General features: G+C 29.5%; 21 protein-coding genes, 1 tRNA gene, 1 other RNA gene and 2 pseudogenes. 20 read left to right on the plus strand and 5 right to left on the minus strand.

What is annotated here, in order from left to right; all coding sequences use genetic code 11:
- The first annotated feature begins 28 nt into the window (after positions 1–28).
- From BLS77_RS20620 to ffs, 6 genes are all read left to right on the plus strand, one after another.
- Positions 29–2,149, plus strand: coding sequence for a sigma 54-interacting transcriptional regulator (locus BLS77_RS20620; RefSeq protein WP_089972955.1), 2,121 nt, complete (start codon positions 29–31; stop codon positions 2,147–2,149).
- 194 nt (positions 2,150–2,343) lie between these two features.
- Complete coding sequence (gene dhaK, locus BLS77_RS17585) at positions 2,344–3,342, plus strand: dihydroxyacetone kinase subunit DhaK (RefSeq protein WP_089972958.1); 999 nt, start codon at positions 2,344–2,346, stop codon at positions 3,340–3,342.
- Between the two features lie 12 nt (positions 3,343–3,354).
- Entirely contained in the window at positions 3,355–3,978 is a 624-nt protein-coding gene (dhaL, locus tag BLS77_RS17590; RefSeq protein ID WP_089972961.1) for a dihydroxyacetone kinase subunit DhaL, read from the plus strand.
- Positions 3,979–4,002: 24 nt separating this feature from the next.
- Positions 4,003–4,392: a dihydroxyacetone kinase phosphoryl donor subunit DhaM gene (dhaM, locus tag BLS77_RS17595; protein WP_089972965.1), complete on the plus strand. Its 390-nt coding sequence runs from the start codon at positions 4,003–4,005 to the stop codon at positions 4,390–4,392.
- Between the two features lie 141 nt (positions 4,393–4,533).
- Positions 4,534–4,623 (plus strand) — tRNA-Ser (locus BLS77_RS17600).
- Positions 4,624–4,626: 3 nt separating this feature from the next.
- Positions 4,627–4,890: signal recognition particle sRNA large type (gene ffs, locus BLS77_RS17605), an RNA gene on the plus strand.
- Positions 4,891–5,111: 221 nt separating this feature from the next.
- On the opposite strand, the gene BLS77_RS17610 is transcribed toward ffs, so the two are convergent.
- The 4 genes and pseudogenes from BLS77_RS17610 to BLS77_RS17625 form a co-directional block, all read right to left on the minus strand.
- The gene (locus tag BLS77_RS17610; protein ID WP_089972970.1) at positions 5,112–5,603 is read right to left on the minus strand and encodes a dihydrofolate reductase; all 492 of its coding nucleotides are present in this window, start codon (positions 5,601–5,603) and stop codon (positions 5,112–5,114) included.
- A pseudogene (locus tag BLS77_RS17615) lies at positions 5,603–5,905 on the minus strand (thymidylate synthase); the annotation flags it as partial. The gene BLS77_RS17610 and the pseudogene BLS77_RS17615, both read right to left, overlap by 1 nt.
- Positions 5,906–6,118: 213 nt before the next feature.
- On the minus strand, positions 6,119–6,955 hold the full coding sequence (locus BLS77_RS17620) for an NUMOD3 domain-containing DNA-binding protein (protein ID WP_175490910.1): 837 nt from the start codon (positions 6,953–6,955) through the stop codon (positions 6,119–6,121).
- Between the two features lie 114 nt (positions 6,956–7,069).
- Positions 7,070–7,561 (minus strand): annotated as a pseudogene (locus BLS77_RS17625) (thymidylate synthase); the annotation flags it as partial.
- A 318-nt stretch (positions 7,562–7,879) separates the two neighbouring features.
- Here BLS77_RS17625 and dnaX point away from each other — a divergent pair.
- The 13 genes from dnaX to BLS77_RS17690 all read left to right on the plus strand — a co-directional run bounded on the left by dnaX (position 7,880) and on the right by BLS77_RS17690 (position 20,714).
- Positions 7,880–9,511, plus strand: coding sequence for a DNA polymerase III subunit gamma/tau (gene dnaX / locus BLS77_RS17630; protein WP_089972977.1), 1,632 nt, complete (start codon positions 7,880–7,882; stop codon positions 9,509–9,511).
- Positions 9,512–9,750: 239 nt separating this feature from the next.
- On the plus strand, positions 9,751–10,095 hold the full coding sequence (locus tag BLS77_RS17635; RefSeq protein WP_089972982.1) for a YbaB/EbfC family nucleoid-associated protein: 345 nt from the start codon (positions 9,751–9,753) through the stop codon (positions 10,093–10,095).
- Between the two features lie 206 nt (positions 10,096–10,301).
- Positions 10,302–10,898 carry a recombination mediator RecR gene (recR, locus tag BLS77_RS17640; RefSeq protein ID WP_089972984.1) on the plus strand — a complete coding sequence of 199 codons (597 nt, stop codon included), beginning with the start codon at positions 10,302–10,304 and terminating at the stop codon, positions 10,896–10,898.
- 121 nt (positions 10,899–11,019) lie between these two features.
- Complete coding sequence (locus BLS77_RS17645; RefSeq protein ID WP_089972989.1) at positions 11,020–11,274, plus strand: YaaL family protein; 255 nt, start codon at positions 11,020–11,022, stop codon at positions 11,272–11,274.
- Between the two features lie 129 nt (positions 11,275–11,403).
- Positions 11,404–11,652: a pro-sigmaK processing inhibitor BofA family protein gene (locus BLS77_RS17650; protein ID WP_089972992.1), complete on the plus strand. Its 249-nt coding sequence runs from the start codon at positions 11,404–11,406 to the stop codon at positions 11,650–11,652.
- A 410-nt stretch (positions 11,653–12,062) separates the two neighbouring features.
- A complete protein-coding gene (locus BLS77_RS17655; RefSeq protein WP_089973009.1) occupies positions 12,063–12,251 on the plus strand; it encodes a hypothetical protein in 189 nt (62 codons plus the stop codon).
- A gap of 142 nt (positions 12,252–12,393) precedes the next feature.
- A complete protein-coding gene (locus tag BLS77_RS17660; protein ID WP_089973012.1) occupies positions 12,394–13,908 on the plus strand; it encodes a carboxypeptidase M32 in 1,515 nt (504 codons plus the stop codon).
- 179 nt (positions 13,909–14,087) lie between these two features.
- The gene (locus BLS77_RS17665) at positions 14,088–15,167 is read left to right on the plus strand and encodes a pyridoxal-phosphate-dependent aminotransferase family protein (RefSeq protein ID WP_089973015.1); all 1,080 of its coding nucleotides are present in this window, start codon (positions 14,088–14,090) and stop codon (positions 15,165–15,167) included.
- A 110-nt stretch (positions 15,168–15,277) separates the two neighbouring features.
- Positions 15,278–16,189, plus strand: a complete 912-nt coding sequence (locus BLS77_RS17670; RefSeq protein ID WP_089973019.1) for a D-2-hydroxyacid dehydrogenase — start codon at positions 15,278–15,280, stop codon at positions 16,187–16,189.
- Positions 16,190–16,285: 96 nt separating this feature from the next.
- The gene (locus BLS77_RS17675) at positions 16,286–17,530 is read left to right on the plus strand and encodes a DUF1015 domain-containing protein (protein WP_089973022.1); all 1,245 of its coding nucleotides are present in this window, start codon (positions 16,286–16,288) and stop codon (positions 17,528–17,530) included.
- A 229-nt stretch (positions 17,531–17,759) separates the two neighbouring features.
- Complete coding sequence (locus BLS77_RS17680) at positions 17,760–18,314, plus strand: PH domain-containing protein (protein WP_089973025.1); 555 nt, start codon at positions 17,760–17,762, stop codon at positions 18,312–18,314.
- Entirely contained in the window at positions 18,307–19,761 is a 1,455-nt protein-coding gene (locus tag BLS77_RS17685; protein WP_175490911.1) for a PH domain-containing protein, read from the plus strand. The genes BLS77_RS17680 and BLS77_RS17685 overlap by 8 nt, the downstream gene beginning before the upstream one ends.
- 56 nt (positions 19,762–19,817) lie before the next feature.
- Positions 19,818–20,714 carry a CPBP family intramembrane glutamic endopeptidase gene (locus BLS77_RS17690; RefSeq protein WP_089973031.1) on the plus strand — a complete coding sequence of 299 codons (897 nt, stop codon included), beginning with the start codon at positions 19,818–19,820 and terminating at the stop codon, positions 20,712–20,714.
- 140 nt (positions 20,715–20,854) lie between these two features.
- Here the strand turns inward: BLS77_RS17690 and BLS77_RS17695 are convergent, their stop codons facing one another.
- Positions 20,855–21,547 (minus strand): 5'-methylthioadenosine/adenosylhomocysteine nucleosidase, encoded by a 693-nt coding sequence (locus BLS77_RS17695; protein WP_089973034.1) that lies wholly within the window; start codon positions 21,545–21,547, stop codon positions 20,855–20,857.
- A 164-nt stretch (positions 21,548–21,711) separates the two neighbouring features.
- On the opposite strand from BLS77_RS17695, the gene BLS77_RS17700 reads away from it, so the two are divergent.
- A complete protein-coding gene (locus BLS77_RS17700) occupies positions 21,712–22,482 on the plus strand; it encodes a tRNA threonylcarbamoyladenosine dehydratase (RefSeq protein ID WP_089973038.1) in 771 nt (256 codons plus the stop codon).
- The last annotated feature ends 65 nt before the right edge of the window (positions 22,483–22,547 follow it).

Genomic DNA, 22,547 nt, shown 5'->3' on the forward strand with positions numbered 1-22,547 from the left:
ATTAGGTACATATTTGGAGGTGCTATAGATGGAATTAAAAAGAGAATTAACAATAAAATTAAAGGATGGATTACATACAAGGGTAATAGCTGCAATTGCAAGAGAGGCTATTAAAATAGAACAGAAATATGATGTTAAACTTTATATAGAATATGAACATAGGGGAATAACGCCTATAGGTGCAGTAATGTCATTTATATTTTTTAAGGTTAGGCAAGGGGAAGCAATAACTATCTATGCAAAAGGTAATGGGGATTTAAATTCAGCACTAAATGAAATTGAACCTTTTTTTGGAGACAAAATTAATGATTTTTTATCTAAAGAAATTAAAGATATAGATATAATGATAACTGATAAAGCAATTACATTTGGGGAAATAATTAATTATATAGATAACGGAGTTATAGTAGAGGATTTGAATGGTGAGATAACATTTATAAATTCGGCTACTCCTAAGCTATTAGGGATAGAAGGTAATGAAATTATAGGAAGCACTGTAGCTTCTATATTAGGAAAACCCAAAAAAATAAGTCCTCAAAGCTCAAGTCAAATATATAGAAGAGAAAAGGATGGTAAAAGATTCATTATATATAAAAACAAATTGATTATAGAAAATGAAGATAAAGGGAATATTTACGTTCTAGAGAATGTTTCAATGTTAGAAGAGGTAATAGAAGAACTTTCAATAGTTAAAGAGCTAAAGGAAAAGTTGCAATTAATTATAGACACAGTTGGAGATGGAATATGTGTAATAAATAATAAAGGGATAATAACTTATGTAAATAATAATTATAAAAAAATGGTAGATGATGAAGAATTACTAGGTAAAAATATAGTAGATATATCACCAGAAGGTTTGAGAAATAGTGTTTTAGAAACTGGTGTTGCTAAAATAGGAGAAATAGTTAAGAAAAGAAATTGCAATGAAATGATCTGTTCTGTTTATCCACTAAAAGTAGAAGATGAACAAGTTGGTGTGGTTTCTATTGCCAAGGAAATATCTAATGTAAAAAAACTTACTGAGAAGTTGGATAAGGCCTCTGAAAGAGTTAAATATTTAGAACAAGAACTTATTAGAACAAGAAAACCTCATCAGGCTTTTGATAAATATATAGGGAAAAGTGGTAAAATATTAGATTCATTAGCATTAGCAACAAAGGCAGCTAAAAGTAATGCTACTGTAATAATTAGAGGTGAAAGTGGAACTGGTAAAGAACTTATTGCAGAAGGAATACATTATGCAAGTAATAAAAGTGAAGGCCCATTTATAAGAGTAAATTGTGCAGCTATTCCAGAAACACTAATAGAAAGTGAGTTATTTGGATATGAGAAAGGTGCTTTCACAGGTGCCGTAAAAAGAAAACTAGGTAAGTTTGAATTAGCTCAAAATGGAACTATATTCTTAGATGAAATTGGTGAAATGGATAAAAATACTCAATCTAAAATATTAAGAGTATTACAATATAAGGAGTTTCAAAGGGTTGGAGGAGAAAGTACTGTAAAGGTAAATGTAAGAATTATTGCAGCTACTCATAGAAACCTTGAAGATATGGTTAGAGATGGGGAGTTTAGAGAAGATTTATATTATAGATTAAATGTAATACCAGTAATACTAGCGCCCCTTAGAGATAGAAAAGAAGATATACCCTTATTAGCAGAACATTTTATAGACAAGCTTAAAGGTGATAAAAAAATAATAGGAATTACAAATGATGCTATGAATAAATTTATGGAATATACATGGAGAGGAAATGTTAGAGAACTTGAAAATGTAATAGAAAGAATTATAGCTCTTTGTGAAGAGGGGGTTATAGGATTAGATGATTTGCCTATGCATATTTTAGATGATAAAGAATATGTTACCTATTCAAGAAAGAGTGAATTAAATATTGAGGGAAATCAAAACGAAGAAAAAGGGATACTTGAGGAATCCCAAAAAGTTGAAAAAATATGTGGAGATGAAATTGAAAATATAATAAAAAATGATAAATTACTTACTATGAAAGAATATGAAAAAATTATAATAGAAAAAGCATTAATAGAAAATGGAAGTTATAATAAGGCGGCAAAAGCTTTAGGGTTAACTCATAGAACAGTATCTGTAAAGGCTAAGCAATATGGAATTGAAAAGATTATTACTTGGAAATAAGAAAATACTTTGAATATTTTTAGAAAGGTTATATACAAAATGTATCAAGGTTGATAAAAAATATCAACCTTGATACATTTTTATAGGGGAAAGTATTTATTTTATCATGCCTAAGGTATATGAAACTGTGAATTTAAGTTGGCACAGTAATTGCTTTATATATTATCAAAAGAACTTATTAGGGGGAATTAATAATGAAAAAGATAATTAATGATAAAGGTAATGTTTTAGAGGATATGTTAAAAGGAATTGAATATGCTCATCCTGAATATTTAAAAAAGATAGAAGAAGGTAATGTACTTGTTAGAAAAAACAAATCAGTAAATAAAGTTGCTTTAGTTTCAGGTGGAGGAAGTGGACATGAACCAGCTCATGCAGGTTATGTTGGATATGGAATGTTAGATGGAGCTGTATGTGGAGAAGTTTTCACATCACCAACTCCAGATCAAGTGTATGAAGGTATAAAAGCAGTCGATAATGGCAAAGGTGTTTTATTAGTAGTTAAAAATTATACTGGAGATATAATGAATTTTGATATGGCTAAAGAAATGGCTGAAATGGAAGGGATAGAAGTTGAAACTGTTGTTGTAAATGATGATGTAGCAGTAGAAGATAGTTTATACACAGCAGGTAGAAGAGGAATAGCGGGAACTGTATTTGTTCATAAAATTGCAGGTGCAATGGCTGAAAATGGAGCGGATTTACTAGAAGTTAAAAGAGTAGCAGAAAAAGTAATTACAAACGTGAGAAGTATGGGAATGGCATTATCATCATGTATAGTTCCAGCAGCAGGAAAAGCAAATTTTGAACTTGGAGAAGATGAAGTTGAAATTGGTATGGGGATACATGGAGAACCAGGAACTCATAGAGAAAAAATATCAACAGCAGATTCTATAGTTGAACATTTAATGGAAAGAATATTAACAAATATGGATATTGAACAAGGTGAAGAAGTTGCGGTTATGGTTAATGGATTAGCTTCAACACCATTTATGGAATTATATATAGTGAATAAAAAGGTGCATGAAATACTTGGAGAAAGAGAAATTAAAGTTCATAGAACATTTGTAGGAGAATACATGACAGCTTTAGAAATGGCAGGATTCTCAATATCAATTCTTAAATTAGACGAAGAATTAAAAGGCTTATTAGATGAAAAAGCAGATACACCAGCTATGAAAGTTTTTAAATAGGAGGAATAAGATATGATAAACGGGATTAAAGTAAAAGAAATATTAAATAAAATAGATTTTGTTTTAGCAGAAAATAAATTATTTTTATCAGAACTTGATGCAGCTATAGGTGATGGAGATCATGGTTTAAATATGAATAAAGGATTTAACGCAGTAGTTGAAAAAATAAAAACACTACCAGATGAAGATATAAGCAATATTATAAAAGCTTCTGGAATGGCATTAGTATCAAATGTTGGAGGAGCAGCGGGCCCTTTATATGGCACAGCATTTATGAAAGCGTCTATGGCAATAGCGAAAAAAACAGAGATTGATATAAATGATTTTATTAATATGTTAGAAGCGGCTTTAGAAGGAATTAAAATGAGGGGAAAAGGAGTCTTTGGAGAAAAAACAATGATAGATTCTTTGGAACCGGCATTTATTGAAGGTAGAAAAGCATTAGAAAAAAATAGTGAAGCTAAAGAAGTGTTGAATATAATAAAAAATTCAGCTGAAAATGGCATGAATGAAACTAAAAAAATTATAGCAACAAAGGGTAGAGCTAGTTATTTAGGAGAAAGAAGCATAGGGCATCAGGATGCAGGATCTACATCTATGTACTTAATATTAAAGACAATAGCAGAAGAAATATAATATGACATTATAGGAGGAATAGACATGGTTGGAATAGTACTTGTTTCACATAGTGAAAAGATAGCAGAAGGAATAAAAGAATTATCAATGCAAATGGCACCAGAGGCTAAAGTAAGCACTGCAGGTGGAACTAAGGATAATAGAATAGGAACTGATATGGATAAAATTACTGAAGCTATAGAAGAAGTATATAGCGAAGATGGAGTTCTAATTTTATTTGATTTAGGAAGTGCTTTTATGAACACAGAAATGGCACTAGAATTCTTAGATGAAGAAAAAAGAGAAAAAATTTGTATTGTTGATACTGCTATAGTTGAAGGTGGAATTACGGCAATAGTAGAAGCCTCAATGGGCAAATCATTAATGGATATAAAAGAATCAGTAGAGGTGATGAAATTAAATAAAATGCCATAAGAAAATTAAGGCATCTTTAAAAAAAATAGATGCCTAAATTTTTCTATTGTACTGCAATAATATTTATGTTAGAATTAGAAAGAATTAAAAGCAAACATGGAAGTTGAAAATGTTTATTTTAATTAGGTAATAAAAAAATATGGAGAGATGTCCGAGTGGCCGAAGGAGCTCGCCTGGAAAGCGGGTATGGGGGCAACTCTATCAGGGGTTCGAATCCCCTTCTCTCCGCCATAACTGTGCTAGATGGGGAGTCAGCGGTGCCCTGTAACCTGCAATCCGCTATAGCAGGGTCGAATTCCTAGCCTAGGCTTTAATCTGTGTGGTCTGCCCTATGAAAGTGGCGTTGATGGTTGGGTCCCACGCGACGTAAGTCCATGAACCTCGTCAGATCCGGAAGGAAGCAGCGATAAGTGGTTACTGCGTGCGCCGTGGATAAATCTGACCTGAGTTAACTACATAGGTAACGCATATAGATTACTGTCAAAGCTAGGTGCACGGTTTTTATAAAACCTTTCATTTATGAAAGGCTCTTTTAAAGAAAAGGAAAAGACAAGTTAACTGATATAAAGAGATAATTAAGATTGGATTATCTATATATTGCTAAAATGTCAATTAGTATGGTTACTCTTCAATAGGATTAACAATAGGAAAAATAAAGCGAGTATTATTCTGCAGAATAATACTCGTTTTATTATGCAGAAAAAAGCGTAGTTCTAAAACTACGCTTTGATTAAATCTATAAATTCAAATTTTAATCCACTTTTAGGATCTAGCTTTTCTTCAGAATTAAATTCTATTTTCCACTCATGCTCATTAATAACAGGAAATTTAGTATCTCCTTCAAATTCTTTTTTAACCTTAGTTAAATAAAGTTTTTTAGCAAAAGGGAGAGTAGAATTATAAATTTCGCCACCACCAATTATAAAAGCTTCCTCAGTAGAATGTTCATATGTGGATAGAATTTCATCTAAGTTGTGGATAACTTCCACCATTTCTGAATCAACTTTAAAGTTTTTATCTCTAGTTAATACTACATGTTTTCTATTTGGCAGAACACCAGGAAGTGATTCAAAAGTTTTTCTTCCCATAATTATTGTATTACCTGAAGTTATTTCTTTAAATCTTTTAAGATCTTCGGAAATGTGCCATAAAAGTTTATTATCACCACCAATAATATTATTATTAGCAGTAGCTACTATAATAGATAACATTATACAGATACCTCCATTTTAATTGATGGATGATATTTATAATCTTCTAATTTTATATCCTCAGGAGTAAAATCATAGAAGTTTGTTATTTCAGGATTTATCCATAACTTAGGAGCAATATATTCATCATTTGCTCTAGTAAGTTGAAGTTTCATTCCCTCTATTTGGTTTTCGTAAATATGTGCATTGTTTATTACATGTGTAAATAAACCAGGCTTAAGACCTGTCACTTGTGCAATTAGATGAACTAATACAGCATATTGACTGGTATTAAATGGAATTCCAAGTGGCACGTCCCCAGACATTATTTTCTATAAAATTCGCTACATTTTATATGTTCCTTATGAACTACTATACATTACTGTATAGAGAAGACTATATCATATTCCTAAAAATATTATTTTAAGGAATCCTTACGTTTCCCTTACCAATAGCTTGCAAGGTACTCTACTCACTTCCAATATAATAACCTTTTAAATTTATTATATGTGTTTTCGATAGTCGTTGGGCATTTATTACTCTACATAATTATATGATTTGAAATTATTACTTTTAGATTTAATTCTAAAAATTACTGTAGCTGGGCAAACAGAAAGATTACGAGAGGCATCTGTAACACTTTCATATATAATATTATCTATTATAACTTTTTTCATATTGGGAGGTTTTCTTCCTTTCATTTTTTCAGATAAGTGTTGTTTGGTTTTATCTGAATGAGATTTATTAAAGAACGGATTTTTATCACCAATTTTAGATTTTGCGTTATTAGATAATATTTTTTTTATTTCAGTAGCCCTTTCAATTCCTACAGTTTCTTCTAAAGACTTGCCTTTATTGCTAGGTGAAGAACCTCGGTTTTTTATGGAAATAATATTTTTTGTTTCTTCACTATGATTTTTACCAAACATAGGGTTTGATTCTCCTGGTTGACCGAATTTAAAAGCACGTTCCTCTGAAGACAGAGTACTCATATATAATATTGAACTTTTTTTTATTTTATCAATTATTTCGGTTCGGTTAGGATGATTGCTGATTAAATCACCACCAAAATTAGCATCTTTAGAAGTGTTATATAAAATTTTACAATGATCAATAAATTTTTGTTCTAGTAAAATACTTTCTTCAATAGTGTTACATATTTTAAATACTCTAAAATCAAAGTTAGATTCACCATGCTTATTCCATGCTCTTTGTAAAAAAATACAATGATGAATATTTCTTCTTAAATATGATTTATGAGCTATAAAACGCTTGTAAATATTTGATGAATGACCAACATAAAATTTGTTATTAGTTCTATTTACTATAAAATATACTCCGATTAAATTTTCAATAAAAATCAATCCTTTCAAAATAAAATAGTAAATGTAGAGTAAATTTAGCAAAGGATTATCCTTTAATAAAAGGATTTCCCCTTTTTAGTAAGGTTTTCGATAGATATTACTATCTAAAGGCGCTCTGAATTATGAACGCTGGATTAACATGCAATTAAGATTACCATCTGTAACATCCCACATAGTCATGAAGCAACATGGTTGCAATGTCATATGAGGAAGATCTTCTATATTCCACATAGTCATTAACATTCTTCTATCTTGTGGATTAGTTTTTAATGTTTCGATAAGCTTATCAATTTGATTAAACTTCTTTATTTGGTAGCCATAACCTCTACCAATAGTGTTATTTTCATCAACCCACTCATCCCAAATATGGACATTTTGCTCTTGAAGTTTAGTTACGTCATTAGATTGATCTTTGTATATCCATAGCATTTCCTTAACAGCTGTTTTAAATGCAACAAACTTTGTAGTTAGAATAGGAAATTCTTTTTGCAAATTAAACTGCATTATTTGATGTGGTAACTTATATGTAGGCATTCCAGTTCTGTTATTATCGTAGTATCCATTTTCTAAAATGTCATCCACTAATGCTAAGTATTTTTTATCATAAAGACTCAAAATAATACCTCCTTTATTGTAGTGATAATTTAATTTTACTATAATAATGTTAAAATAGAAAGAATCCTAAAAAAAATGCAATGGAAAAGAAGGATAGTGATGGCAAAGCCACCTATATAAAAATAGTTTTTATTATTAATATAAAAATTGTTCACATGGTAAATAGTATTGTATAATTAACTATAACAAAGATAATAAAATAAAGTTACAATAGTTATATATATACTAAATCTCGTTATGTAATTAACTGGTTAGTAATACAAACAATCAAATGATTAAAATTTTTCGTTTGAAAGAAAGTAAAGAGAGGTGAAGGGCATGGCATATACTGCTTTATATAGAGAGTGGAGACCTAAAACTTTTTATGATGTTGTAGGTCAAGAACATATAACTACAACTATTAAGAATCAAATATTAAATGATAGAATAGCCCATGCATATCTTTTTTGTGGAACACGGGGTACCGGTAAAACCTCAACAGCAAAGGTTTTTGCAAAGGCAGTAAATTGTCTAAATCTTAAAGATGGTGAACCTTGTAATGAGTGTGAAATGTGCACAAAAATAAATGATGGATTAGCAATAGATGTAACTGAGTTAGATGCAGCTTCAAACAATGGAGTAGATAAAATTAGAGATATTATAGATGATGTTAAATATCCACCACAAGAAGCTAAATATAAAGTTTACGTAATGGATGAGGTTCATATGTTATCAACTGGGGCTGTTAACGCATTCCTTAAAACTTTAGAAGAACCACCACGTAACGTAATATTTATATTGGCAACTACAGATCCACAAAAACTACCTATTACAATATTATCAAGATGTCAAAGATTTGATTTTAAAAGAATTAGTAATAAAGATATTATTGAGAGGCTTAGAGCCATAGTAACAGATAAAAATATAGCTGCAGATGATAAAAGTTTAGCTCTTATTGCAAGAGTATCTGATGGAGCTATGAGAGATTCGCAAAGTATATTAGATCAATCTATAGCTATGGGCGATGGCGCTATTGAATATGATAGCTTAATTAATATGCTAGGACTTGTTACAAACGAGCATTTATTCACTTTGACTGGTGCAATAACTAATAAAAATATAGAAAAAGCTATGAATATAATAGATGAAGTTGTTTATGCAGGTAAGGATATTTATTTGTTTATAAAAGACTTAGTGGGTCATTATAGAAATATTTTAATGGTAAAGGTAACAAATAACCCAGAAGAAGTTTTAGATATGGCAGAAGAAAATATAGCTTTAATTAAAGAACAAGGAGCACGAATTAGAGTTGAAGAAGTAATGAGAGCTATACGAATACTTCAAGAGGCAGAAGGAAATGCTAAGTTAAGTAAGCAAGCAAGATTATATTTAGAACTAGCTGCAATACAAATGTGTAAAGTAGAATATGATACTTCTAATGAGATAATTTTAGCAAGACTAAATAAATTAGAAGAAGGACTTAAAAATGGTAGCCTTAAGGTTGTTCAATCAGGAACAAATCAACAAGCAAACACTGGGGAAAACCCAGGCAAAAAACAATTGGGACAGCAAACAAGAGCTAGTCAGCCACAATCAAGTGCGGCTTTTCTTCAAGGTAATGTAAATTCAAAGGTTACAATAAATGATGTTCAAAGGTCTTGGAAAGATATTTTAGAAAAATTTAAGGCAAGAAGAGCAATGATAATATATGCATCAATTCTTACTGGAAAGCCTGTATCTTGTATTAATGGTATTGTAACTATACAATATGAAGAAGAGTACAGATTTAATAAGGATAGATTGGATAAAACGGATAATAAAAAGGTAATAAATGAAGTATTTGCTGAAATATTTAGAGAAGATATAAAAGTAGCATTCTCCGTTGATGAATCAGCAAATGAAGAAAAATCAACAGAAGAGCAACTTTTAGAAACTCTAGGATCAGGATTAGTAGATTTTTTAGATGAATAAGAACAAGGTACCTGAAAAAATAGTATGGGAATGAGTTGGTTTATTATTTTTTGAAATTATCTAGAGAAAATAAGGTAGGATAATTATAGTAAAATTAATAAAAATAATATATAATTATAGATAGATTTTAGGGACATAAAGATAGATTAGTATAATTACTTGTTATTTATTTGAAGGTCCCTTAGGCATATTAAAAACAATATTAGTTAATATGCATTATGAAAGAGGAGGATTTTTTTATGGCTAAAGGTGGATTTCCAGGCGGTTTCGGTGGGGGAAATATGGGTAACTTAATGAAACAAGCACAAAAAATGCAACAAGATATGGAAAAGATGCAAAAAGAACTTGAAACTAAAGAGTTTGAAGCATCAGTTGGAGGCGGAGCCGTAGTTGTTAAAACTAACGGAAAGAAAGAAGTTATAGCAATAAATATAAAACCAGAAGTAGTAGATGCTGATGATGTTGAAATGTTAGAAGATCTAGTACTAAGTGCAGTAAACGAAGCTTTAAGAAAAGCTGAGGATGAAAGTTCAAGTAAAATGGGTAAATTGACTGGTGGAATGAATATACCAGGAATGTTCTAAGTAAGAGATCTGATTATTTATTTTTTAGATATCTAGAGAAAAACATAGGAAGTGGAGGAATTAAGGTGAACTCAGTTTAACTGAAAGTTATCTATAATTTCTCCTTTTCTTAATTTCAAAATATATAGGGATATAAGAATAAATATATATCATGATGACTATTATTTTATTTTGGTTCCTTAATGTATAGAGGAGAGGTGTATTATATGGATTTTTATCCAATTGCAATAGAGAAATTAATAGAAGAATTTGCTAAATTACCAAGTGTTGGTAAAAAAACAGCTCAAAGATTAACATTACATATTTTAAATCTTCCAGAGGAAGAAGTTAAAGAGTTTGCAGCAGCTTTAGTTAAAGCTAGAGGCACAATAAAATACTGTAGAGTATGCGGAAACTTTACTGATAAAGATCCTTGTGCAATATGTTCAAATCCAAATAGAAATCAAAATCTTATATGTGTAGTTGAGCAACCAAGGGATATAATGACACTTGAAAGGGTTAAAGAATTTAATGGAGTGTATCATGTTCTTCATGGAAGTCTTTCGCCAATGCAAGGAAGGGGTCCACAAGATATTAAAATAAGAGAACTTGTGTCAAGAATGAGAGAAAATATAGAAGAAGTAATAGTTGCTACAAATCCAAACATAGAAGGTGAGGCAACCGCTATGTATATATCAAGAGTTCTTAAACCTTTAGAAGTCAAAGTCACAAGAATAGCATCAGGTCTTCCAGTTGGTGGAGAACTAGAATATGCAGATGAGGTAACTTTATCAAAGGCATTAGAGGGAAGAAAAGAAATTTAAATCTATTTTGTATAAGGAATCTTCAAAATATAAATATATATTTTAAAAAAGGATATATTTTGAATATATTTTCTAATTTATGGCAATAAACTAAATAGAAAGTATTTTGGAGGGGTTTTATATGAATAAAAATTTGATTGTGGAATTTTTGATGGGTAAAATAGACTATAGCAAAGAAGATCAACAAATTATAGACGGTATAGAAGACGCAAAATTAGAAATGCAAGTAGCTAGTTGTATGTTTGAAAGTGTTAATGATCCTCAACTTATAGAAGTAGCTATATATTCACAGGAAGCAGCAAAGAAAAGATATGAATATTTATTAAGTTTAGCAAAAGAAAGACAAATAACTAGAGCAATAACTACATTCTATTAATTGGAGATTAAAAAAAAGCGAATATGATAGTCTATTTTGTATGTTGACTTGTTATTTTTTTCAAACTAATAACATAGTTATAATGTAGTTGTTATGTTAGTATAATGTACAAAGGAGTGGAATATTTATATGGATTTAGAAATGATATTTTATGGACTAGTAGGGTTAGTATTATTATATTTAACTATTAAATTATTAAAATGGCCTTTAAAAATACTACTAAATGGAGTTATAGGAATAGTGCTGTTATATGTAGCAAATTATTTAGGCACATATGTTGGTTTCTATATTGGAATTAATGCAGTAACAGCATTAATAGCAGGGTTCTTAGGTGTGCCAGGTGTTATATTTTTAGTAGTATTCAAAATGTTTTTATAGTGTAGAGTATAATTAATAAACATAAAAGGAAGATTCAATTTGAGGATTGAACCTTCTTTTTTTTTTGAGAAGAGAGAGGGATCTTAAGGGATCCCTTAAAGTCTATATAGATGGGAGTTAGAAGTCTTTTTGATTTACCAATGAACGAAAAGCTTCTTGTAATAACAATGTATGGATATTTATAAAAAGTGTTACTTTGAATTAGTCTATATTTTTATATAATTTAGTAGTAAAATAATTAGGCACATAAAAATAAATAACAAGTCAAAGATATTATGGATGTTTTGTGCAAAAGAAAGTAGACAGATGACCTTGCTAGTTGTACTATTTGATGCTTCTGCCTATGAAGTATTATGAAAAATACACTAGCATACTGATTTGATATTTATAGAATATAGGAGGAAAACCATATGCCAGCAGGAAATGGAGTTAATTGCAAATATTGTCCAGAACTTGAGAAAGGTATTTGTAGGGGTGATGACACAGGTTGTTTATGTTATAGATGTCCAAGACATTTAGGACAATGTAGATGTGTAAAATATTGTAGAGAAACAGAATCAATAATAACATTTGATTATGAGTGGGAAGATAATAATTAGGAAACTTCAAAAAATATGTATAATTCGCCTATACTTGAAAAAGTGTAGGCGAATTTTTAATATATTTTAAATTATAGTTGATATTACAAGTTAAAATATGGATAATAGTATACAAAATGAAAATAAGAATGGAGATGTTAAAATGAATTTAGAAATAAAAGAAAAATTAAATGAAGTTAAGAGTTATATTGGGGACATTGAAAAATTAACAAAAGCAATAGGGTTACTTTATTGGGATATGAAAACATATATGCCTAAAAAATCTTTAGATTCAAGAGTTGGAGTATTAGAATATTTATCAGAGCAGGAATTTAAATTAACTACTGGGGAAAAGGTAGCAGAGTTTATAGAGTTCTTTAAAGGCGAAATGAAGCAATTGGATTTGGTAGATAAAGTTATGATAGAAAACCTAAAAAGAAATTATGATGAAACAAAAAAAATCCCTAAAGATAAGTATTTAGAGTATGTAGTTATAGCTTCTAAATCTGAAGCAGCTTGGGAAGAGGCTAAGGAAAAATCAGATTTTAGTATTTTTAAACCTCATTTAGAAAAGGTAGTTGAATATCAAAAAGAATTTGTAAACTACTGGGGATATAAAGAGAATAAATATGATACTCTTTTAGATAAGTATGAAAAGGGAATAACAGTTGAGAAGTTAGATGTTATTTTTGGGGAACTTAGAGATGGAATAGTAGAATTATTAAATAAAATAAAAAACAGTAATAAAAAGATAAGTAAAGATATTTTCAGTGGAAAATTTCCTGTTGAAGCACAAGAAAAATTTTCAATTGAAGTGTTAAAGAAAATGGGATTTGATTTTGAGGCAGGTAGACTAGATGTAAGTGTACATCCATTTACTTTAGATATGGGAAGCCATGATGTGAGGTTAACAACTCATTATTATGAAAATGAGTTTTCATCAGCCTTATTAAGCTCTATTCATGAAGGTGGACATGGTATATATGAACAAGATATTCCTGATTCACTTGAAAATACAAAGCTTGGGACAGGGGTATCTATGGGGATACATGAATCTCAATCAAGATTTTATGAAAATATAGTAGGTAGAAGCAAGGAATTTTGGACTTATTTCTTACCTTTAGCAAAGAAATATTTCCCAGAATTTAAAGATACAACTTTAGATGAATTTTATGAGGCGATAAATTATGTTAAGCCTTCATTAATAAGAACAGAGGCAGATGAGTTAACATATAGCCTGCATATAATTATAAGATATGAAATAGAAAAATCTTTAATAAATGGGGAAATTGAAGTTGGCGATTTACCAAGGGTTTGGAATGAAAAATATAAAGAGTATTTAGGCGTAGAACCATCAAATGATGCAGAGGGTCTTCTTCAAGACATGCATTGGGCTGATGGATCATTTGGATATTTTCCAAGTTATGCACTTGGAAATGTTTATGGAGCTCAAATGCTAAATAAATTGTTACAAGATGAACCAAATATTTTTAAAGAAATTTCAGTAGGAAACTTAAGTGGAGTTCATGAATGGCTAAAAGAAAATGTTCATAAACATGGAAGCATATATACTCCAGAAGAATTAATAAAAAATATAACTGGTGAAGAAATTAATACAAAATATTTCTTGGATTATTTAAATAATAAGTATCTAAATATATATACAAACATACTTTAATAATATGGGTTAATCATTCAGTATATATAAATGAATGATTAGCCCATTATTAGAATTAAATTGAGAAAAAATTATAAATATGCAAGAGAAAATAGTTGTATAAAAAAGGTAAAGGTAGTAAAATATACAACAAGAAATAAGCTGTAAATAAAATTCATAAAAATCGGGGGGACTAAAAATTGCATAAAAAATTATTTATTCCAGGTCCAGTTGAGGTTAAACCAGAAGTTTTAGAACAAATGGCAAAACCTATGATAGGACACAGAGGCAAGGATGCATCTGCAATTCAAAGAAGAATTAGTGATAATATGAGAAAAGTATTTTTCACAGAAAGTGAGATTTTACTTTCAACAACCTCAGGTAGTGGGTTAATGGAAGGTGCTATCAGATCTTGTACAGCAAAAAAAGCAGCTGTATTTTCCGTAGGGGCATTCGGAAAGAGATGGTACGAAATGGCTATAACTAACAATGTAGCTGCAGATTTATTTGAAGTAGAAATGGGAAAGGCTATAACACCAGAAATGGTTGATGAAGCCTTAAAAACAGGAAAGTATGACTTAGTTGCGGTAACTCATAATGAGACGTCAACAGGCGTTATGAATCCAATTGAAGCAATTGGTGAAGTTGTTAAAAAGTATCCAGATGTAATATATATAGTTGATGCAGTAAGTTCCGCAGTTGGTTCAAAAATTGAAGTAGACAAGTGTGGGATAGATGTTTGTATAACTTCAACCCAAAAGGCAATTGGATTGCCACCTGGAATGGCTATATGTACATTTTCGCAGAAAGCAAAAGAAAGAGCGGAAAAGGTTCCAAATAGAGGTTTCTATTTAGACCTTTTAGCATTATATAAATATATTCAAAAGAAGGATTACCAATATCCTTCAACACCATCTATATCACATATGTACGCATTAGATTATCAATTAGATTTTATAGTGAATAAAGAAGGTATAGAAAATAGATTTGATAGGCATATTGAAATGGCTAAAATAGTTAGAGCATGGGGAGCTAAACATTTTGAATTGTTTTCAGATGAAGCATACTTATCTAACACGGTAACTAATATTAAAAATAGTATGGGTATAGATGTAGGAGCCTTAAATAAGGCTTTAGGGGAAAGAGGTTTCCAAATAGCTAATGGATATGGAAGCTTAAAAGATAAGACATTTAGAATAGCTCATATGGCAGATTGTACAGTAGAAGATATAAATGAGTTATTAAAAAATATTAATGAAATTTTAGAATTAGAAGATTAAAGTATTTAAAAAAGATTCCTAGTAAAAGCAATATTCAACACAATGGGTAAAAATGAGTTTAGAGATGTGGGTGCACTCTAAACTCTTCTTTAAAAGGGGGCAAATAAAAAATGTATAGAGTGTTAACAAGTGACGGACTACAACAAGGGGCAATTGATAAATTAGTTTCAGCTGGAATTGAGGTAGTAAATGAATTTTATCAAAAAGAAGTTCTTGGGGAAGAATTAAAAAAATTTGATGCAGTGGTAGTAAGATCAGCCAGTAAAATAACAGCAGATGTTTTAGACCTGGCATCAGAAGGTAAACTAAAATTAGTTATTAGAGCAGGTGTTGGTGTAGATAATATTGATATTATCCATGCTCATAAAAAAGGAATAAAGGTTAAAAATACACCAAATGCAAGCTCGGATTCAGTGGCAGAACTAGCCTTAGCTCATATGTTTGCAGTAGCAAGATTCTTAGGGACATCAAATTATACTATGAGAAATGGTGAGTGGAATAAGAAGAAATATCAGGGAACAGAGCTTGGCTCTAAAACTCTAGGAATAGTGGGGATGGGTAGAATAGGTAGATCTTTAGGCAAAAAGGCAGAATCTTTAGGAATGAAAGTTGTATATAATGATTTATTAGGAAAGCAAGAAGGGTTAAAAAATGATTTCTTATCATTAGAAGAAGTTCTTAAGACTTCAGATTTTATATCATTACATGTTCCATATGATAAAAATGATGGACCATTAATAGGAAAAAAAGAATTAGATATGATGAAAGATGGGGTTTATATAGTTAACTGTGCAAGAGGCAAGGTTGTTGATGAAGATGCTTTACTTGAAGCTTTAAATAGCGGAAAAGTTGCAGGAGCTGGAATTGATGTTTTCGCACAAGAACCAACTGTAAATGAAACATTAGTAAATCATCCAAGAGTTAGTGTTACTCCACATATAGGAGCATCAACAAGAGAAGCTCAAGATAGAATTGGAGAAGAAGTTGTAACAATAATTAAGGATTTCTTTAAAATTAGATAAGAAATTTAGGAAAATAGCAGGTCAAAGTGCAAAGGAGACTAGCACATTGGCCTAATATTTTTAAATATGACTAGTTATAGAAATAGGAGGGGAATTATGGCGATAGTTAAGCCTTTTAGGGCAATAAGACCAATAAAGGAATTAGCTTCGAAAATAGCAGCGCTTCCATATGACGTTATGGATACTGCAGAAGCAAGAGAAATGGTTAAGGACAATCCATATTCATTTTTACATGTGGATAAAGCTCAAATAGATTTAGATGCAGATGTTAACATGTATGATAATGTTGTATATGAAAAAGCAAGAGATAATCTAAACAAAATGATAAAGGACAAACAATATATTCAAGATGAAAAGCCTTGTTTTTATATCTATAGGCAAGTTATGAATGGAAGAGGACAAACAGGGCTTGTAGCTTGTACTTCTATTGATGATTATGTAAATAACATTATTAAAAAGCATGAGTTAACAGTGGAAGCTAAAGAATTAGATAGAGTTAATCATGTTGATTATTGTGATGCTAACACAGGACCAATTTTCTTAACATATAGAGCGAATAATGAAATATCAGAAATAGTTAATAAGTGGGTAAAAAAAGAGCCGATATATGATTTTGTATCAGAAGATGGGAATGGACATATAGTTTGGTTAATTGATGATAGTAAAGTGGTTAATAAATTAGAGAAATTATTTAAAACTGTAGAGTACTTATATATTGCAGATGGTCATCATAGATCGGCTTCAGCAGTGAAAGTAGGACATTTAAGGCGAGTTCAAAATGAAAGTTATTCAGGAGACGAGGAGTTTAATTTCTTTTTATCAATATCATATCCAGATAATGAACTTAAAGTTTTAGATTATAACAGAACAGTTAAAGATTTAAATGGACTTACTTCAAGAGAGTTCTTACAAAAAGTAGAAGAAAATTTTGTTGTTAAACATTCTGAAAACAATGAAGCAGTGAAGCCTGCTAAAAAGCATATATTTGGTATGTATTTAGATAGAAGTTGGTATGAATTAGAAGCGAAGATGGGAACATATAATGATAAAAATCCAGTAGATAGATTGGATGTTTCAATACTACAAAACAATATTTTAAGACCAATTTTAGGGATAGAAGACCCAAGAAAATCTAGTAGAATAGCTTTCATTGGCGGCATAAGAGGATTAAAAGAATTAGAAAAAAGAGCAAATACAGATATGAAGGTAAGTTTCTCAATGTTTGCAACAACTATAGATGATATTATGAATATTGCAGATAATGGACAAAAAATGCCACCTAAATCAACTTGGTTTGAACCAAAGCCAAGAAGTGGGCTGTTTGTTCATAAACTTAAATAAATGTACTAAGCCAAGAAAAAATAAAAATATATAATTATTTTAAAAGGACTATTTCTTAGGAATAGTTTTTTTATTTGGGCAGAAATATATTAGTATAAATATATTTTATATAAATGATAATGTTATAATATGTTAAAATATAATAGGAGTTGATGAAGGCTGTTAAGCTGATATGAAAAAACAACTTGATTTTTAACAGAACAAGTAATAATTACAGGGGGATAAAGTAATGCAATATGAAAAGCTAAATAAAAATTCTATAAAATCTTGGTTCGTTGCAAGGATTATTTTCACTATAATAATAAGTGGGATACTCCTAACTACAAGATATTTCTTAATAAAAAATAATTTCATATTATTAACGTTTAAAGGTGTGAAATTAGGATTAGAGATATCTATAGGAATCATAATATTATTAAGTCTATTAAATTCAATAATATATCCGATTTTTGAGTTTAAGCAATGGAGTTACTTAATAGATGAGGATAAAATTGAATTTCAGGAAGGTATATTTTTCAGAAAAACAGTATTGATACCTATAGTAAGAATTCAACATATAGAGTTTAAGCAAGGTCCAATAAATAGATTTTTAAAACTGGCTGATGTTGAAATAAATACTGCGGGTGGAACAAATAAGATTCCTAATATTGAGTTATGTAGAGCGGAAGAAATAAGTAGGTATCTAAATAATAAAGTGAAAGAAAAAGTCGAAGCAGAAAAATTAGGACAAGATTTAGAGGTTGATGAAAAAATATTATCAGAAAAGGAAGATGATAATGTTTAAAGAATTAAGAAAAAATCATTGGATTTATATAATAGAAAATATAATAAAATTATTTAGAGAATCCTATTTTTTAATTATTTTAGCCTTTGTAAACTGGAGGAATGAGTGGTGGATATATCCAGTACTAGGGGGCGGAATTGTATTAGTAATAATAATATCTATAGTAAATTGGAATTTAGTGAAATTTCAGGTTGAAGGTAATAGTCTAATTTATAATAAAGGAATAATAGAAAAGAAGAAAATGAAAATTCCTTTTGATAAAATAACAACAATAGATATAGGAATATCTATATTTGATAGAATATTTAACACTTGTTCAGCTAAGATTGATACAGGGGCTTCAAAAATAAAGAAATCAGAAATTAAGCTAAAAATTAAAATGGATGAAGCGAAAGAACTGAAAAATATTATTTTGAAAAATAATAAAGCTGTAGATGAAGAAGATATAAAAATAGATAATAAAGATATTATTAAGAAGGTAATTACAGGAAAAGAATTATTAATATATGCAATTACTAAAGGTAAACTAATAGGAGCTTTAGGTGCTTTGTTTATTGTAATGCAATTTATGAAACAAGTAGAGGATGGATTATCACTACCTATTACTGAGGCAATAGATAGTTATGTGAATATGGACGGAATATTGGGACAATCCACGGCAACATTAATATTAGGTGGGTTTGGACTATTGGTTGTTATATATATTTTAATAACAGTTATTTTTATATTATATGAAAATATAAGGCTTTATAATTATACTATAATATCAGATGGTATAAATATTTCAATTAGTTATGGATTACTTAATAAAAAAGAATATGCATTACCTATTAAGAAGATACATGCATTAAGATACAAACAAGGTATATTACAACAAATTCTTGGAATTTTTACTATAGAAGCAATTACTATTGGATATGGGGATGAGAAAAATGAAAAAGCATTAATTTATCCTATAGCTAATAAGAAGTTTATAGAAGAAGTAATAAATAGTTTAATACCTCAACTAGCATTTAATGGAGACGTTAGTAAACCACCTAAAAAAGCAATACCATTATTTATTACTAAAACAACTTTAATTTTAGCAGCTATATTTGTGCCGATAGCTATTTTTATAAGTAAAATGCCAATAATGCTAGAAATGATAGTGGTATTATTTATATTAGTAGCAAATATTATTTTTCAATATATAAACTATAGAAATACATCCTTAGGAATAGGTAAAGAAACTATACTTGCTACTAGCGGGAGTTTAGTAAAATCTAGTATTATAATAAAGCAAAGTAGTATTCAATCTATAACTATGAGAGAAAGCCCATTCAAGAGGAAAATAAATGTATGTAACTTTGTTATAGATATTTATACTAATAAGTTTGGGGAATCTGTACAAGTACTAAATATGGACAAAAATTTAAAAGAAGATTTATATAATAATATTATAATGTAGGGAATGTACATTTATCTATTTTTTATAGCTATAAACTAGAAGTTGGAGGGGTATAAATGAATTTGATTAAAAAAAGTTCAATTCATAAGTTGAGTGGAGGGGAAATAGGAATAGAGGAAATTGGTTTTTGGAAAGCAATAGGGATCATAATAATATTTCAAATTGTAGCAGGTATTTTGGGGATAATACCAAATTTAATTGAAACAAGTATTTATGGAGAGGTAATTAATAGATTTACTTGGTTTAGAGCTTTAGTAAATGATTTGGTAATCCAATTCATTGGTGTTATCATAATTATTAAAATGATGAAGGCTAAAGATGATAGTAGTAGGTATAATTCAATAGCTATAGGTATAACTAAAAAAGATTATATATATTGCGCTGGATTAATAGTCTCATTTATCATGATAAAGTATGGAATTTTAAATGAAATCCTTGAAATATTAGAATCTTCAGTTCCAAGTGAGTCTTTAAAAGAACTTAATGAGTTAATTAACAATTCATCATGGATACTTTTATTTGTTGAAATTGTTATAATCGCACCTGTTTTTGAAGAAATTATTTTTAGGGGTATAATTTTGAATGGAATGCTTAAAAAATATTCTCCTAAAAAAGCTATAATAGTTTCTTCTCTTATATTTGGATTGATACACGGTAACTTACCACAAGGATTAAATGCGTTTGTTCTTGGATTAGTAATTGCAACAGTATATTACTATACCAGGTCATTATATATTTCTATGTTCATGCATGCAGCAAATAATTTCTTAGTGTTTTTTATAATTGTTCCTGAGAATTTTATATTAAAGATTGCACTATATGTAATTATTCCGGTTTTAGGAATTGCATTGTTATTAAAGTGTAGAAAGGCACTAGATTTAAAAAATAGGTTCAATGGATGTGTTAGAGAAGAAGAGATTTCTTTAATTATGGACACTAAAGATGGTAATTAATATATAAGGGTTGGTTTCTGTATTTTAGGATGCCTTAAATGGAAAAGTAACTTTAAAAATAGGGTGAAAAAAATACCTACAGACTAAACATGTTTTTTAATATGTTCAGCCTATAGGTATTTTTTAATGCTCTTATTTTCTTATAATTTATTTATCATTGTTTTTAAAATGGTAGTTGAGTTTCTAACACCAAGAGGTATGAATTTTTCATAATCCATATGAGCTCCATTGTTAGCATTATCAGATATTGACCTTATAACAACGCAAGGAACATCATTCAAGTAACAAACATGAGCTATGCTTGCACCTTCCATTTCACATGAAATAGCCTTAAATTCTTTTTCAAACCATTGGATTTTTTCAAGGCTTGATATAAATTGATCTCCTGAAACTATTCTTCCGGAAAAAGTATTTATTTCGGAAATTTCTTTGCAAGCTTCTAAAGCAACTCTTACTAAATTATCGTCACATTTAAAAGCAAAAGTATCTAATCTTGGTACTTGACCATATGCATCTCCAAATACTGTTGTATCCATATCATGTTGAACTAAATCTGTAGCAACAACAACATCACCTGGATATATGTTTTTACCAATACCACCAGCAACTCCTACATTAATTATAGAATCTGCTTTATATTCTGAAATTAAAATTTGAGCACAAACAGCAGCATTAACTTTACCAATACCACTTACTACTGCGACTACATCCTTGCCCCAAAGTTTACCTTGATGAAAAGTCATGTTAGCCTTTGTTATCTTATTTTCTAATTTCATATCAGTTAAAAGAAGTTCTAATTCTTCTGACATTGCACTTATAATTCCTAAAGTCATATTAAAATCCTCCAAAAAAAAATTAGGATAATTAAATTATTAACCTAATAAGTATTATATACATAATAATCTTGTATATCTACATAGAATAGGCTAAAATAAAGAATAAATTATGCATATTAAGTAGTATTTATTTTAATGTGTTATATAAAGGAGAGGTATGGATGTCGCAAAACTCATTAACTAGAACAGAATTGCTTGTAGGCAGTGAAGCAATAGAGAAATTAAGAAATGCAAAAGTAGTAGTATTTGGAGTAGGGGGAGTAGGTAGCTTCACAGTAGAAGCATTAACTAGAGCAGGTGTTGGTAATCTAATTTTAGTAGATGATGATACTGTATGTATAACAAATTTAAATAGACAAATACATGCAACAGAAGCCACTGTTGGTAGAGTGAAAGTAGAAGTTATGAAAGAAAGAGTTCTTTCTATAAATAGTAAATGTAATGTTACTAGTAAACAAATTTTTGTAACAGCAGAGAATATAAAAGATATAATACCAGAGGATACTGATTATGTAGTTGATGCTATAGATACAATAACAGCTAAATTGGCATTAGTAGAATATTGTACTAAGAAGAATATAAAAATAATGTGTTCAATGGGGACGGGCAATAAAATGGACCCAACAAAGTTTGAAGTAGCAGATGTATATGACACAAAAGTATGTCCTTTAGCTAAGGTCATGAGACATGAGCTTAGAAAAAGAGGAATAGAGAAATTAAAAGTAGTTTATTCACAAGAAGTTCCAACTAGACCAAACAAAGGACCAGAATCAGTGGTTAAAGCTGAAAATGCCAAAGTATCTAGTGAAGTAGAAGTTGAAAAGAAAATTAAGCCAAAGAGACAAACTCCAGGGAGTATTTCATTTGTGCCACCAGTTGCAGGAATGATTATAGGTGGAGAAGTTATTAAGGATATATTGGCAACTAACTAGTAGAAGTTAGAGAAGGTAAAAAGAAATATTTCCTAAGAAATATAGTTTAGAATATTAAAATAGTA

Source organism: Clostridium gasigenes, assembly GCF_900104115.1.
Lineage (GTDB): Bacteria > Bacillota > Clostridia > Clostridiales > Clostridiaceae > Clostridium > Clostridium gasigenes.